18 protein-coding genes are annotated in these 12,971 nt (G+C 33.6%); all 18 read right to left on the reverse strand.

Going from position 1 to position 12,971, the window contains the following annotated elements; all coding sequences use genetic code 11:
* Positions 1-34: 34 nt before the first annotated feature.
* The 18 genes from PFY09_RS18680 to PFY09_RS18765 all read right to left on the reverse strand — a co-directional run bounded on the left by PFY09_RS18680 (position 35) and on the right by PFY09_RS18765 (position 12,967).
* The gene (locus PFY09_RS18680) at positions 35-670 is read right to left on the reverse strand and encodes an FEKKY domain-containing protein (protein WP_271160700.1); all 636 of its coding nucleotides are present in this window, start codon (positions 668-670) and stop codon (positions 35-37) included.
* A 9-nt stretch (positions 671-679) separates the two neighbouring features.
* Positions 680-1,336, reverse strand: coding sequence for a hypothetical protein (locus PFY09_RS18685; RefSeq protein ID WP_271160701.1), 657 nt, complete (start codon positions 1,334-1,336; stop codon positions 680-682).
* Positions 1,337-1,341: 5 nt separating this feature from the next.
* Complete coding sequence (locus PFY09_RS18690) at positions 1,342-2,076, reverse strand: protein phosphatase 2C domain-containing protein (RefSeq protein ID WP_271160702.1); 735 nt, start codon at positions 2,074-2,076, stop codon at positions 1,342-1,344.
* A gap of 36 nt (positions 2,077-2,112) precedes the next feature.
* Entirely contained in the window at positions 2,113-2,508 is a 396-nt protein-coding gene (locus PFY09_RS18695) for an immunity 22 family protein (RefSeq protein ID WP_076392074.1), read from the reverse strand.
* Between the two features lie 58 nt (positions 2,509-2,566).
* Positions 2,567-3,286, reverse strand: coding sequence for a hypothetical protein (locus PFY09_RS18700; RefSeq protein ID WP_271160703.1), 720 nt, complete (start codon positions 3,284-3,286; stop codon positions 2,567-2,569).
* Between the two features lie 23 nt (positions 3,287-3,309).
* Positions 3,310-3,624: a hypothetical protein gene (locus PFY09_RS18705; protein WP_271160704.1), complete on the reverse strand. Its 315-nt coding sequence runs from the start codon at positions 3,622-3,624 to the stop codon at positions 3,310-3,312.
* A gap of 89 nt (positions 3,625-3,713) precedes the next feature.
* The gene (locus PFY09_RS18710) at positions 3,714-4,271 is read right to left on the reverse strand and encodes a YdeI/OmpD-associated family protein (RefSeq protein WP_271160705.1); all 558 of its coding nucleotides are present in this window, start codon (positions 4,269-4,271) and stop codon (positions 3,714-3,716) included.
* A 14-nt stretch (positions 4,272-4,285) separates the two neighbouring features.
* A complete protein-coding gene (locus PFY09_RS18715; RefSeq protein ID WP_271160706.1) occupies positions 4,286-5,164 on the reverse strand; it encodes a hypothetical protein in 879 nt (292 codons plus the stop codon).
* Positions 5,165-5,329: 165 nt separating this feature from the next.
* Positions 5,330-6,478, reverse strand: a complete 1,149-nt coding sequence (locus PFY09_RS18720; RefSeq protein WP_271160707.1) for an FAD-dependent oxidoreductase — start codon at positions 6,476-6,478, stop codon at positions 5,330-5,332.
* Between the two features lie 23 nt (positions 6,479-6,501).
* A complete protein-coding gene (locus tag PFY09_RS18725; RefSeq protein ID WP_271160708.1) occupies positions 6,502-7,263 on the reverse strand; it encodes a helix-turn-helix domain-containing protein in 762 nt (253 codons plus the stop codon).
* A complete protein-coding gene (locus PFY09_RS18730; RefSeq protein ID WP_271160709.1) occupies positions 7,256-7,924 on the reverse strand; it encodes a hypothetical protein in 669 nt (222 codons plus the stop codon). Before PFY09_RS18730 ends, PFY09_RS18725 begins: the two co-directional genes overlap by 8 nt.
* Before the next feature lies 1 nt (position 7,925).
* The gene (locus PFY09_RS18735) at positions 7,926-8,405 is read right to left on the reverse strand and encodes a hypothetical protein (RefSeq protein WP_271160710.1); all 480 of its coding nucleotides are present in this window, start codon (positions 8,403-8,405) and stop codon (positions 7,926-7,928) included.
* Between the two features lie 195 nt (positions 8,406-8,600).
* Positions 8,601-9,086, reverse strand: coding sequence for a hypothetical protein (locus tag PFY09_RS18740; RefSeq protein WP_271160711.1), 486 nt, complete (start codon positions 9,084-9,086; stop codon positions 8,601-8,603).
* Between the two features lie 98 nt (positions 9,087-9,184).
* Positions 9,185-9,856: a hypothetical protein gene (locus PFY09_RS18745; RefSeq protein ID WP_271160712.1), complete on the reverse strand. Its 672-nt coding sequence runs from the start codon at positions 9,854-9,856 to the stop codon at positions 9,185-9,187.
* Between the two features lies 1 nt (position 9,857).
* The gene (locus PFY09_RS18750) at positions 9,858-10,331 is read right to left on the reverse strand and encodes a hypothetical protein (protein ID WP_271160713.1); all 474 of its coding nucleotides are present in this window, start codon (positions 10,329-10,331) and stop codon (positions 9,858-9,860) included.
* Between the two features lie 17 nt (positions 10,332-10,348).
* Positions 10,349-10,987, reverse strand: a complete 639-nt coding sequence (locus PFY09_RS18755) for a zeta toxin family protein (protein ID WP_271160714.1) — start codon at positions 10,985-10,987, stop codon at positions 10,349-10,351.
* Positions 10,987-11,232, reverse strand: a complete 246-nt coding sequence (locus tag PFY09_RS18760) for a hypothetical protein (protein ID WP_271160715.1) — start codon at positions 11,230-11,232, stop codon at positions 10,987-10,989. The genes PFY09_RS18755 and PFY09_RS18760 overlap by 1 nt, the downstream gene beginning before the upstream one ends.
* A 19-nt stretch (positions 11,233-11,251) precedes the next feature.
* Positions 11,252-12,967: a HAMP domain-containing sensor histidine kinase gene (locus PFY09_RS18765; RefSeq protein ID WP_271160716.1), complete on the reverse strand. Its 1,716-nt coding sequence runs from the start codon at positions 12,965-12,967 to the stop codon at positions 11,252-11,254.
* Positions 12,968-12,971: the final 4 nt, after the last annotated feature.

The raw sequence follows: 12,971 nt of genomic DNA on the forward strand, positions 1-12,971 counted from the left end.
ATTTTTTTCTTAGAAACTAAATTATTAATGAAAATTATTTTTGAGGATGCAATTCTGTTTTTTTTAATTTCTCAATTTCATCAAGCATCTTTTTGTTCCAGTCTTTACCATTTCGTTTTTCGAGATAAGGCGTTACAATTTCCTCGTATTTATGACGACCTTCATTTTCAATATAATCTACGGTGCAACCTGTATTTTTCAGATAAATCCCATAATGGCTTCTGATACTGTCAATTTTACGATAAGTTTCCTGATCATACATAAAAATAGGCAATCCATAGCTTTTAAAAACAATGCTGTCATTTTTAATATCTTCTTTTGCCTGTTGAATGTATTCATTTTCACTTTTCGTAATCGACTTTCGGGTATTAAAGAAAGTGCTTAAATTATAATAACTTATCCATAAAAGCATTATTCCGCACAAAATGGTGAAAGCCAGAAGAAATCTGTTTTTAGGATTTAAATTCTTAATTCTGATGTGACTTATTAACCACGAAATAAGAACAAAAAAAGCAATAATAAAAAGAAGATAATGCGGTTGACTTTCCGAAATAACGGTCAGGAAATCAAACTTCATAGGATAAAGAATAAGATAATTTCCTAAAGTATAAACAACGATAAGCAGGGATAAAACAGCTATATTGATGCGAAGTAACTTTTTAGAAATCATCTTATTAAGTTATGATAAAGCAAATGTAAGAAAAGCGGTAAACATAATTCCGCTGATCAGTAAGATAAAAATAGCTGACTTTTTTACATCTTCCAGTGTTCTGCCTTCTTTTAAAATCAGTTTTCGGAAATCTCCTGAAATTAAGGTGAGTAAAGCAGTAGTGAAAAGTAATCCCAATGCTGTACAGACTCCCGTGCCAAAAGGCGTTTTTTCATTGTTTCCTAAGAAGAACGGAATAAAATCATATAAAAAAAGAGCATTCCAAACGACTATAACAACGATTTTTACTAAAGGTTTTAATGGAAATCCGCCCTGTTTTTGCTGCTGAACGATCGTTAAATCTTTTTCGGTTGAAGGAAAATTAGTTTTCTCCAAAAATCCGGTCTTTTTAATTTCGCTGATTACAAATTCAGGATCTGTCATTGTCCAGAACACAACGTGCTGATTGTAGTTGTCTACTCTGTGCAGAATTTTGATACCTTTTCCGATGAAGGGAACTGAAGAATAGGGTTTTATCGAAATAATATCCTGCGGCTGAAAGATAAGATTTCCTACCAGTGAGGCATTTATTTTCAGGGTATTTTCGTCTACGTATAAATTTGCGAAAGGGTAGGTTGCATTGGCTCTGCCGATTCTCGCGCCGCCTGTGAGGGAGAATGTTTTCATTTGTGTTATTTTATAATTCTTATGATGGCAAGATCATCAGTCGGTTTAATTCCGTAATGATGTTCAAGTTTTTTTAATTTGAGGGAAAGCATTTCTTCAGAATCAAAATTGCTTTTATCATGCAGAAGATAGTCTGCCGGATTGATTTTTTCGCCGTGATCTGTCTTTTTAATTGGGATGAAAGATGAAATTCCGTCTGTAGCAATAGAAACATCTTTAAGCTTAGTGAATCGTATTTTCTGAGTCTGATTGCCGTACCATTCTTCGAAATCTTCTTTCAAATGATAGGTCAGATAATCCGGTTTGTTGTCTCTTTCAAATTCTGTTGTTTTTCCATTGATACACACTAAACCGTCTCCGATACATATGATAATTCCTTCGTCTTTTTTGGTGTCGTAAAGAAGAACAGTCAATGTGGTTAGAAGTTCTTTTTCATCAAGCATCAAATGATTTTTGACGGTTGAAATTTCTTTGAAGAGCTCTTTTAAAACAGCTTTTAAATCTTCTTCAGGATCAGAATTTTTCTCTGTTTCGTATAATTCTTTATAACCTTTTTCAATGCATATTTTACGCAGGATCTTCCCAAATAGTGCAGAAGCAAACTGACTTTCCATAGCAGTTGAACATCCATCCATTACAGCACAAAGAATCTTATTGCTCCCTATTTTCTTTGTGATGAGAAAATCTTCGCAATGATTAATGTGGTAATCGCCAATCTGAAGAACAGAATAAATGTTCATTAATAATTTGAAAAAGGTTATAAGTTTTTAAATATTTTACGCAGAATATTCAATTCCTCCGATGTAAACCAAAGAGAAAAAATCTGTTTCTACGGAAGTCGGTTTCGGAATCTGCTTATTCAGGAAAATAATGGAATTGATATCAAAATCAAGATTCAGTTCGTTGAGCCTATTGATTAAAATCGGGAGCCACTGTTCGGCAAAAGAATAGTCTGCAAATTTTTCGTAAATGGTTCCGTTTCCGTTTTCATAGCCGTATTCTACAAAATCGTGATCCAGCCAGATGGTGTCCTGAGATTCTGCAAATTTTGAAATAAAAACATCATCAGAATCTTCTTCCAGATAAAAATTTTCATCTTCTTCCACAAATTCATAAAAATCTTCCTCGCTTTTGAAATTTCCTACCCAAAAGTCTAATGTGTCTGTAGTCATTTGCTTTTCTAATTTTAAACGTAATAAAGATCAAAGGTAAAATAATATTTGGAGATTTTTAAAACAGATATTTAAGTATTTCGTTAGCAATGGCAGAATCTTTTTTGGGAATTTGGGTACAACGTGTCTGAAATTCATCACGTGAAATTTTTTTTTCTGAGTATAAATAGTGTTCAAACCACACTTTTCCTTTCGATTTCACAAACTTTTTATCGAGAGCGGGAGCAATTATATAACGGTATTCTGAATGACAGTTCAAACAGTTATTCTCGTAGAAAACAATTCCGGGAGGGGAACTTTTAGTCTTAAAATTTTCCATCTCAATAATTAATGGCTTCTTTCGGGCAGAATTGTTCAGCTTTAATGTTTTAAAAATATCCAAAACCTGCTGAATATCTCCATTTTTATTTCTCATGTATAAACCCTGCGCAGAATCTGTCTTTGGAATATAAACCGAAGCGAAACCTCCGTAATTATTTCGTGAAGTTTCAAAAAGAGCTTCTGTACCATCAATTGGAATTTGTATGAAAATATGATCTTTCAAAGGTTCTTTGTATATCTTCGGATTATAAGATCCGTATTCTATCCAGATGGTATCTTCATCTTTTGAAAGGTAAGCAATGTAAGAATCGATTCCTTGTAGTTTGGTAAATTTCCAGTCAGACGAATATTCAAAACCTATTTCACCAACATTGAATTTCTCAGTAAAAACAGTTTCTTTTTTAGCACAGAATGTAAGCGTTAAAAGTATGGGAATAAATAAAAGGCGAGTAGTCATTTGTTCTTTATCTGAAAGTAAATTTAAGCATTATCTGAAGTGAAAATCATCATCATCAACATCGTTAAAAAATAATACAACAACGTCGAACTGAGAAATAAAATACAAAATATAACATTGAAAGTAAAATAGCCACGAATAATCGGAATGTTTTCCAAGAGACTGTTAATCCCGAAAAGCATTAAGAAATATCCGGGAACAGCAAAGTTGATCATCACCAAAAACAAGCAGTTTTCCAAGCCTTTATATTCAAAGAAATCGGGAGTAATGATAATGAAGTACAAACTTGCCAGAATGGTAATCATGAAAAGTACCATTAAATATATTTTCAGCTTCATCTGCTTATTTTCCCTCCTGAAAAAGAGGAAATAATGGAAATTTGAAATTCCCAGTAAAGCGGCAAAAAAGATTAAAGCTTCCCACATCTCTATAAAACTCTCTTTTCCAGTTCGCTTTCCCGAATTGTCTTTTCCAATCTCGACAGTCTTGTTTTTTCCTGTTTCGCGCTCATGATCCAATGCAGCATTACTTTTTTATAAGAAGGAGCCTGAATGCTGAAAAATTCCCATGCTTTTTTATTGGCTTTAAATTTTTTTTCAAACTCAGGATCGAGGGTTGCAGGTTCTTTTTCGTGGGAATAGATCGCAGATTTTTCCTCTTTTCTCAGTTCAAAAGCTTTTCGTCCGGCTTCGGTCATTAATCCGGTTTTTGTAAGCTCTTCCACTTTTCTGATATTGACTGCGCTCCAGATGCTTGTCGGTTTTCTTGGCGTAAAACGGATGCTGTAACTTTCATCATCAATCGATTTTCTCACCCCGTCGATCCAGCCGAAACACAAAGCCTGATCTACAGATTCCGACCACGTCATGGAAGGTTTTTTCGTTCCGACTTTCCAGAATCCCACCAACAATTCTTTTTCTGTGGTATGATTTTTTTCGAGCCATTTTCGGAAATCTTCTGGTGTTGGGAAAAATGTTGCAGTCATTTCTATTTTGAATTTTAATTTTCTTTCAATCCGTTTTCAGGTTGTTTATTTTCCAAAGCATCTGAAAGTTCTTTGAAAATTATTTTCGAATAATGTTTTCGGGCTTTTACAAACAATCTTATCGTAGAAATATCATCGGAAGTCTGCAATCCGTTGAAATGCAACGTGGTTTGGTTTTCGCCAATACTTCTCATCGCAAAATCTACATTTTTTAAGGTGTCCTTATCAATTACAAATTTTTTGATTGTATAAAAATGAATGTCATCCTGTTTAAAAAACGGGTATCTTTTGTAAGTTGATTCTGACATTGGGTAAATGGTATCGAAAACAATATGATTTTCTTTTAATCTTTCTACAATTTCTTTCTGGGTCATTGCAACTCTAATTACACATTTCCTGCAATTCAAATTGCCGTTGGAGTAGGTGTAAGAAAAACTTGGAGGAGGTGCAGTTGCCATTAGAACAAATCCGGTGGGAAATAAAATGAAAGCAGGATTTATTTTTTGAATTTTAAGAAGATTAAGACGGTTTATTTTCTTAATTAAATAATAAGAAACCGGCAGAAATACAATTACCGAAAGATCAGAATAATCTACAACTCTTGTAATGGGAATCAATGTAAACTTGTTATACATTTCAATTACTTTTCCGGAATATGGAGATTTCCAGAATGCAAACAACAGAGCACTTATCCAGACAGAATGGATTTTTAGTTTCGGAAAAATATAGGTCAGGATCAACGGCAAAATAATAATTCCCACCATATCAGAAAGTTTTCCTGTGAACCAACTGGAAAAAATGGGCTTGAAAAAATGATCGTTTAAAAATAAAATAACAACACAGAATATGAAAATATAATTGAGAATTAAATATTTATTTCTTAGTGGCTTCATCTTAATATTTGATTGAAAGCCGAATTTACAGAAATTCTGATAAAGTAAGCATTCGTGTTGGAGGTTAATTAGTTATTATGGAGGTTTCGGGCGGAGCGAAGCTCCGCCCGAAACCCTTTAACCTTAAGTTCGAAACCTAAAATTCAAAATCTCAAACCATAAAATTTACCCTCCCTGAAACATATTCAGAAGATTTTGAATAGCATTTTCAGAATGAAGCATTTCTGTACTGTTTAAGGTAATCTCTGTAATTTCCGAAGCCCGTTTCAGCATACTTTTCTCGTAATTTGAAAGAGCCGATTTTGCGTCTTTAAAGTCGTTGTCCGTAAGATTTTCTGCTAATTCAAAAGCATCCTGCATTGCCATATTCACACCTTCTCCCGCATAAGGAGGCATCCTGTGAGCGGAATCACCCAGTAAAGTCAAATTCGTGGAAGTTTCCCATTTTTGATCAGGAGGGTAGTGGTATTGAGGACGTGGAATAATAGATATTTCATCGCTCTCAAATAATTCGTGAAAATCTTTACTCCATAAAGAGAATTCTTTTTTGAACCAGTTAAAAACCTGTTCCTTATTATCAAAGACAATTCCGGAATCTTTCACCCAGTTTTCATCGGTTTTGCAGCCTGTATAAAACGTTAATGTTCCGTCTCCTTTTGTACTGAAAAGCAAAGACTGATGCAGATCCAAAGCAAAAATTTTTCCGCCATTCACCAGTTTCCATAACTTCGGAGCGTTAATTTCTGCGTTGTAAATATTTCCTTCCACCATGGTTACTCCTGAATAAACAGGCTTAATATCCGAAAGATAAGACCGGATTTTAGAATTCGCTCCATCCGCTCCGATAACAATATCTGCGTAATAAGACTTTTCGTTTTTAAAATGCAGTTTCCACCCCTCACCATCTTTTTCCATCGAAATAAACTGACTGTCCCAAACCACAGTTTCAGGCTTTAAAGAATCCAGTAAGATCTTTCTGAGCGGTGCTCTGTCGATTTCCGGACGGTCTTCTGCATAAGATTCTTCGGAAGCATGTTCATCCAGGAAAACATTCAGATCTTTATCTAAAATTTTTAATTTTCCTGCGCTAGGACGATAGTTAGCTTTAAATTCATCCATCAAACCCGCTCTTTGAAGAGCTTCCAAACCAGATTCCTCATGAAGATCCAATGTTGCGCCCTGAACTCTTACATCTCTATTTTCATCTCTTTCATATACTTTTACTTCGGCATTCTTTAGTTGTAAAAGTCTTGCTAAGGTTAATCCTCCGGGACCACCGCCAACGATGGCAATTTTTTTGTTGTCTGTTACCATAATTTAAATTTTATGGGACAAAATTACTTCTTGGGCAGAACGGAAAATTGTATAAATCGGTCGTTTTTATTTTGGCTTAATTCTTTTGGCAGAAATCCTGAAAGTTTTTTAATCTCCCTAATAAAATGAGACTGGTCGGAAAAATTTTCTTCAGGAAATAATTTTCCTTCCTTAATGTGCTGAAATGAGGCTCTGAAACGGAGAATTCCACAATATGATTTTAAAGAAATGCCAAATTGCCGGTTAAAGTAACGGTTGATTTGTCTCTCACTCCAGATTACCTTTTCCGAAAGTTCTTTTACCGTTAATGAACCCTTTGACGAATAGATAAGATTAAATAATTTAAGTTTCCTTTCATCTGTTTTTTGCGTGGAAAGCTCTTTTTTTATTTGAATTGAAACCTTTTCACAGAATTTTTTAAAATCATTAAAATCCTCAATATTGAAATTCCAGAAATCGGCAGGTAGAATTTTTGCGCTATTTAATAATTCCGAAATGCTCTGATGCAAAATATATTCCGTTGCCAATAAATTGAAGCTGACCGCAAAAATCTTTGTTTTTTCAGTAATAATCACATGTTCAGGATGCGTTCCGATTCCCAGTAAAACGACATGAAGCGGCTCGGTTGGAGATTGCGAAAAGATCAGATCAATCCTTCCGTCCGGTAAAAGAATGACTTCTTTATGTTCCGAAGGGTTATCCAGCATCCAGAAACTTTCCACAAAATTGGAAAGTGAAGATTCTGGTTTTTGGGATTGAAAAATCAGATTTACTATTTTATTCATCAATTCCATAAATTAAGATCTTATCAATTTCAGGAATATTCAAGTTTTCTTTTTTATTAATTCTGATGAGCTGCTCAGCAAAATATTGAAGTTCTTTTTTTGCATTTTCAATTGCTGTTCTCAACGATTCTTTATCTACTTCAATTTGATTCTCCGAAACCGGATAAGCATAACTTTCCTGGGGCATCGAATGTAAAAAATCGAAAATGATCTTATGTTCCTGTATTTCAACTTTAGGAGATGGATGTCCTGTATAAAAATGATGATTCCCTTCGTCGGAAACAAGATCTTCCCATTCAGTAATGTGTTTAAGCCTTCCGCAACATTGTGGAAAATAGGTGTCTACATCATTAATCTTTAAAATGTAACCGCCGTCCATAGAACACACCAAATCATCAATTCCGCGATTTTCTTCAGTCTGCTGTATTTCAATTTCTCTGTAAATGATTTTCAACAGATCTGCATCAGAAATTTCACTTATTCTGTAAAAAGATGAACTTTTAAAATAAGCTTTGAAACTTTCGGAAAAACCAGTCTTTAGATTCGCGGAAATATTATAATTTTCCCACTCATCCGTAAATTCCAAATAGGAACCGGAAGGCATTTCCAGATCTTCATCGTAATTTGAAACTTCTATAACAGGTATAAGTTCTATTTTCATATTAATAAAATCTGCGGCTTTTGCCTTCTAATGTTTTTTCTAAAATGGAAAGCTGTTCATCAGAAAGATTTTTCAGTATAATTTGACGGCTTCTGTTCATCAGATGATCAGGATAATAAACAAGTTTAACACTTTTTCGGTCAATTTTATATTCTCTGAGCAAAACAGCTCTTTTAGTATTTTTCCTGTTGGAATTTGAAAAAAATAAATTCGTAATACGCCCCGGAATAAAACCGAAACTTTTCAGAAACAAAAAAATTGAATTATCGTTGATCAACAGATCAAATGTACCCAATTCCATTCCCCAACTGAGAAAGCCTTTGTCTGTAATTATTGTTCCGCTAATATTTTTAAGTTCAATTGAATTTTCCTGTCTGTAATTTTTAATAATATTTTTCTTCTGAATGAAATAATAAATACCGACAATAATTGCAGAAAAGATTGATGCAATAAAGAAATAATAAATAGGAACTTCAGGCATTTTCAGATATTATTATTTTGATCAAGTTTAAGAAGATCTGATTGTAGTTTTTCAGAAATTATATTTTCATTAATTAAGTACTTTTTCATCATCTTTAAAAAACTTTTTGATTTTTTGAGAAATTCCTTTTCAAAATGCTCTTCACCGGTTTCTTTAAGATTAAAATATGCGCGATGAATGAAACGTCCTGAACCTTCATAATTTTTTACTTGTAAATAAAGTTCCTATTAAAGAAAGGTATGAAACAAAATTATACTGAAGGTGATTTCTTTTCAGATAATCTGTTGGAAGATCGGCGAACAAATATGAAAACTGTTTAATAATATCAATTCCGTCAATTTGTTTTTCTCTTTCTATTACAAAATAATAGTCCGTGATTTCTCCCTTAAAATCAGCTTCTAAAACATAGTAACCTACAGGATCCCAATAACCAGCTTCAACATCCGATGAATCGTAAAAAATTATTTTGGTATCAATGGTACTTGTACAAAAATGATGGTGAATATTAAATTGATGTCCTCCAAAAAAGATTTTCATTTCCTCTTTCTTGTAACCTCTAAGAAAATCAGAGTCATTTTCATTTTCTCTATGAAGTAATTTTTCAAAGCTATTGAATGCTTTTTCCTTAAGGTTGTACTTTTTACATATTTCGGCTAGTTGTAAAGCAAGATTATTTTTCATCTGTTTTATTATTAGCTAAAAATAGTTATTTTTCTTGTTTTATGTTGTTGGTAAATGATTCCGGCGGAAGCGAAGCTTCCGCCGGAATCATTTTATATTTAATCATCAATCCTTCCATAAACAAATAGCTTATCAATTTCAGGAATATCAAGATTTTCAGTTTCGCTGATCTTTACAAGTCTCCGAGCGAAATCATACAGTTCTTTCTTGACATTTTCAACAGCAATTTTCAGCAAATCTTTATTTGCTTCAATCTGATTTTCCGAAACCGGAGGAGCATAACCTTCCTGAATTGGAGAATTCAAAAAATCGAAAATAATAGTATTTTCGGATTTTATGATTTTGGGTGACGGATGTCCCATGTAAAAAAACGAGTCTTCATCCAAAAACAGATTATTCCAATATTCAATATTCGATAAATCGCCGCAGCACTGTGGAAAATAGCTGTCCACATCATTAATCTTTAAAATATAACCTCCAATCAAAGGAGAAATTAAATCTTCAATGGTAAGGTTATCATCATTCTCATCAGTCGTGATTTTATTTTGAATAATTTTCAGAACATCAGAATCTGGAATTTCACTGATCCTGTACAATGAAGATCCTTTAGAATACGATTGTAAATTTTCAGAAAAACCCGCATCTAAATTGGTAGCAATACGATAGTGTTCCCATTCTGTAGAGAATTCCCAATAGGGACCAAAAGGAGGCAACGGAATATCATTATCATAATTGGTGATTTCAATGACTGGTATAAGTTCTATTTTCATATTAATAAAATCTGCGGCTTTTGCCTTCTAATGTTTTTTCTAAAATGGAAAGCTGTTCCGGATTAAGATTTTTCAAAGTTATTTTTTTCGATCCGAGTATGTGGTCGGGATAATAGACCAATACGGCATTCTTCTCATCAATTTTATATTCTCTTAAAAGAATAGAATGTCGTATATTTTTTCTGTTTTTATTTGAAAATAAGAGATTGATAACCTGTAAAGGGATGAAGCTGAAACTTAAAGCGAACAGAAAGATAGAATTTTCATTGATTAAAAGAGTAAAAGTACATAATTCCAATCTGTTCTTATTTCCGCTATCCGTAAATATTGTACCGTTTATATTTTTTATTTCAATAGAATCTGAATTTTTACAGGTTGTAAGAACTTTCTTTTTTTCAATAAAATAGTAAATGGTTTTTCCGATAGCAAATAAGCAAAATCCGATTACAAAAACCAGAAAAAAAATATTATTCATTTTAAAAGAAATTACAATCACTCAAAACTTTTATTTTCGATTAATAGCGAAATATTGGGAAGATATTCTGTAAACCAATCAGGTAATTGTGATGAACTGATACATGATGAAATATTTCCGTTTTCAATTCTAGCTAAAGGAATGTGTTCAATTCCGGAGGTATCGTAAATCTCAACAGAATCGAAAATTTTAAAGTAAATATCGAGTTTCTCTAAATTACCATAAAAATTTGTAGCCAATGTAAAAGGATCAACATGATGTCCTCCTTCTTTTGTTCTGTAAAGTACCCTCAGCTCAGATAAATCAGTGTTGGTAAGTCCAAAAAAAATTAAATGGATTTTATAGCCTGCATTTTTAAACTTTTGTGGGATCGACCATGTTTCGTGATTGGTAAAATGCCCCTCATAAGCAAAATCTAAGCTGTTGCCTAAAGCTGTTTCTACGAGCTTATCAAAAGTATCTTCAACAATTTCCGCAGCTAATTTTGTACATTCTTTAGAAGATCGGATTCCTTTTTTCCAAAATTCACTTTTCTTCACCATTAATAATTTGTCACCGTCAAAAATAGAATCACTTAGAGCGGCAGGAACATAATGAGGACCGAGTGATGATTTTCCTGCTCCGTTAGAGCCTGTTATAATATATAATTCATGCATTAAAAATCTGAAAAATTTAATCTTTTTCGTAAATGATGAGCTTCGGATTTAGTTAATTCCCGAATAACAGAAAAATCTTTTTTATTCTCCTGAATAACAACAAGCTTTATACTGCCATCAGGATATTCAAGATAGCATTCATTTGTATTAACCTCATTTGTATTAATCATGAAAGGATGTCCGCTATGTAATTTTTGATTGCGAAGTTGTCGCACAATATTAGGAGATATCTTTGTTGATTGCATAATCAAATATACAAAAAATTTAAACCATCGGCAACACAAAATAAAAAGTACTTCCCTGATTTAAAGAACTTTTAACGCCGATTTCTCCGTTTTGTTTTTCGATGAAATTTTTGGAAATTGCGAGTCCTAAACCGGTTCCGTTCTGATGTTCTCCCGGAACCTGAAAATAGCGGTCGAAAATCTGTCGCTGGTATTTTTCTTCAATCCCTTTTCCGGTATCGGTAATGCTGAATTTTATTCCGGATGATTCTTTTTCAACCAAAATCAGGATATTTTCATCCTGAAAAGAATGTTTAATAGCATTGCTCAGGAAATTATTCATTACCCAGACAGTTTTATCAAAATCAGCTAAAACAAAGTCCTTTTCATCCGTCATAAACTGGGTTTGGATCGAAATGTTTTTCTGTTCCGCCAGTTTTTCCACATTTTTTACAGCAGTCTGTACCATTTCTTTTGGAGCGCAGCTTTCGATATTCAGGCGGATATTTCCGGTTTCCACCTGGGATAAATTCAACAGTTCTCCCGTAATATCAAGCAGCCTTTGTCCGTCTTCATTAATGCTTTTTAATAATTCTTTCTGCTGATCATTCAGTTCCCCGAATTTTTGATTTTCCAAAAGCTGAACGCCCATTTTTATGGCTGAAATCGGCGTTTTTAATTCATGCGAAATGGTTGCGATAAAGTTGGTTTTTGCAAAATCCAGTTCTTTAAAAGGTGTAATATTTCGCAGCAGAATAACCTTTCCGATGTATTTTTTTTCCTTTTCTCCCGTCTTTGTAATATTGATCGGGATTACATCCTGCTCAAAATAATTTTCCTTATTGTCGGTTACAATTTTAATAGGATCTTTCTGCGGATGATTGATGTTTTTCAGAAGTTCCCTTATGAGATCATTGTTTACAGCCACTTCATGAACCGTTTTCCCGATAATTTCATCTTTATTGAGATTGGTGATTTTAAGAGCCTCATCATTAATCATATAAATAAAATGATTTTCGTCCAGACCGATTACAGCATCGTGCATATTATTCACGAGGGTTTCAATCCGTTTTTTATCCATAAGCTGTTCAGACAAAGTGCTGCTTTCATATTCCTGAAGCTTTTCTGCCATGATGTTGAAAGAATTGGCAAGATCGTTAAACTCTTCACTTCCCCGGAAATGAACCCTTTCGTTATAATTTTTATTCGCAATCTGCCGGATGCTGAACGTAAGCTGACTGATGGGTTCCGCAATCGTCTGAGGAAGATTAAAAACAAGCGTGATCGCAATTAAAAAACAAATGGTTCCGAGACAGGCGATCCAGAACGTGGCATTTTCTGCCGTAATGATCGCAATATCGCTTTTTCGCTCAATTCCTTTCATATTCAGAGACATGATTTTTACCAGATCTTCACGAATCAGCTTTTCCTTTTCCGGCGAAGGATCATGGATGTAACTGTTGAAATGAAGATTAAGATTCTGGGTAGCTTCTTTCTCTCCGAATTCCGTTAAATTTCTTTCCTGAAGAAGATTATTTTTCTTAAAATCTTTAATGGCAACGGCGCTGTCGGTTTTCATTTTATCCAGAGCCAGAAGCATATTCTGAGAAAATTCCAGACTGTTGTAATTGGCGATAAGAATTTTTTCTGTATCAGATTTCAGTTTATTGATGTAAAAAGACCCGATAACCGATAGCAAAACAATCAGCACAAATAAAAGACCTACTCCGAGGGTGAGTTTCGTTTTTAGTTTCATTGCA

Source organism: Chryseobacterium gambrini (genome assembly GCF_027920505.1).
Taxonomy (GTDB): Bacteria; Bacteroidota; Bacteroidia; order Flavobacteriales; family Weeksellaceae; genus Chryseobacterium; species Chryseobacterium gambrini.

Coding starts and splice junctions, on each gene's coding strand:
- PFY09_RS18680 (WP_271160700.1), bottom strand. CDS start 670: ATGATTTCTAAAAAGTTACTTCGCATCAATATAGCTGTTTTATCCCTG.
- PFY09_RS18750 (WP_271160713.1), bottom strand. CDS start 10,331: ATGAATAATATTTTTTTTCTGGTTTTTGTAATCGGATTTTGCTTATTT.
- PFY09_RS18695 (WP_076392074.1), bottom strand. CDS start 2,508: ATGACTACAGACACATTAGACTTTTGGGTAGGAAATTTCAAAAGCGAG.
- PFY09_RS18700 (WP_271160703.1), bottom strand. CDS start 3,286: ATGACTACTCGCCTTTTATTTATTCCCATACTTTTAACGCTTACATTC.
- PFY09_RS18735 (WP_271160710.1), bottom strand. CDS start 8,405: ATGCCTGAAGTTCCTATTTATTATTTCTTTATTGCATCAATCTTTTCT.
- PFY09_RS18715 (WP_271160706.1), bottom strand. CDS start 5,164: ATGAAGCCACTAAGAAATAAATATTTAATTCTCAATTATATTTTCATA.
- PFY09_RS18760 (WP_271160715.1), bottom strand. CDS start 11,232: ATGCAATCAACAAAGATATCTCCTAATATTGTGCGACAACTTCGCAAT.
- PFY09_RS18730 (WP_271160709.1), bottom strand. CDS start 7,924: ATGAAAATAGAACTTATACCTGTTATAGAAGTTTCAAATTACGATGAA.
- PFY09_RS18745 (WP_271160712.1), bottom strand. CDS start 9,856: ATGAAAATAGAACTTATACCAGTCATTGAAATCACCAATTATGATAAT.
- PFY09_RS18690 (WP_271160702.1), bottom strand. CDS start 2,076: ATGAACATTTATTCTGTTCTTCAGATTGGCGATTACCACATTAATCAT.
- PFY09_RS18755 (WP_271160714.1), bottom strand. CDS start 10,987: ATGCATGAATTATATATTATAACAGGCTCTAACGGAGCAGGAAAATCA.
- PFY09_RS18765 (WP_271160716.1), bottom strand. CDS start 12,967: ATGAAACTAAAAACGAAACTCACCCTCGGAGTAGGTCTTTTATTTGTG.
- PFY09_RS18710 (WP_271160705.1), bottom strand. CDS start 4,271: ATGACTGCAACATTTTTCCCAACACCAGAAGATTTCCGAAAATGGCTC.
- PFY09_RS18685 (WP_271160701.1), bottom strand. CDS start 1,336: ATGAAAACATTCTCCCTCACAGGCGGCGCGAGAATCGGCAGAGCCAAT.
- PFY09_RS18705 (WP_271160704.1), bottom strand. CDS start 3,624: ATGAAGCTGAAAATATATTTAATGGTACTTTTCATGATTACCATTCTG.
- PFY09_RS18725 (WP_271160708.1), bottom strand. CDS start 7,263: ATGAATAAAATAGTAAATCTGATTTTTCAATCCCAAAAACCAGAATCT.
- PFY09_RS18720 (WP_271160707.1), bottom strand. CDS start 6,478: ATGGTAACAGACAACAAAAAAATTGCCATCGTTGGCGGTGGTCCCGGA.
- PFY09_RS18740 (WP_271160711.1), bottom strand. CDS start 9,086: ATGAAAAATAATCTTGCTTTACAACTAGCCGAAATATGTAAAAAGTAC.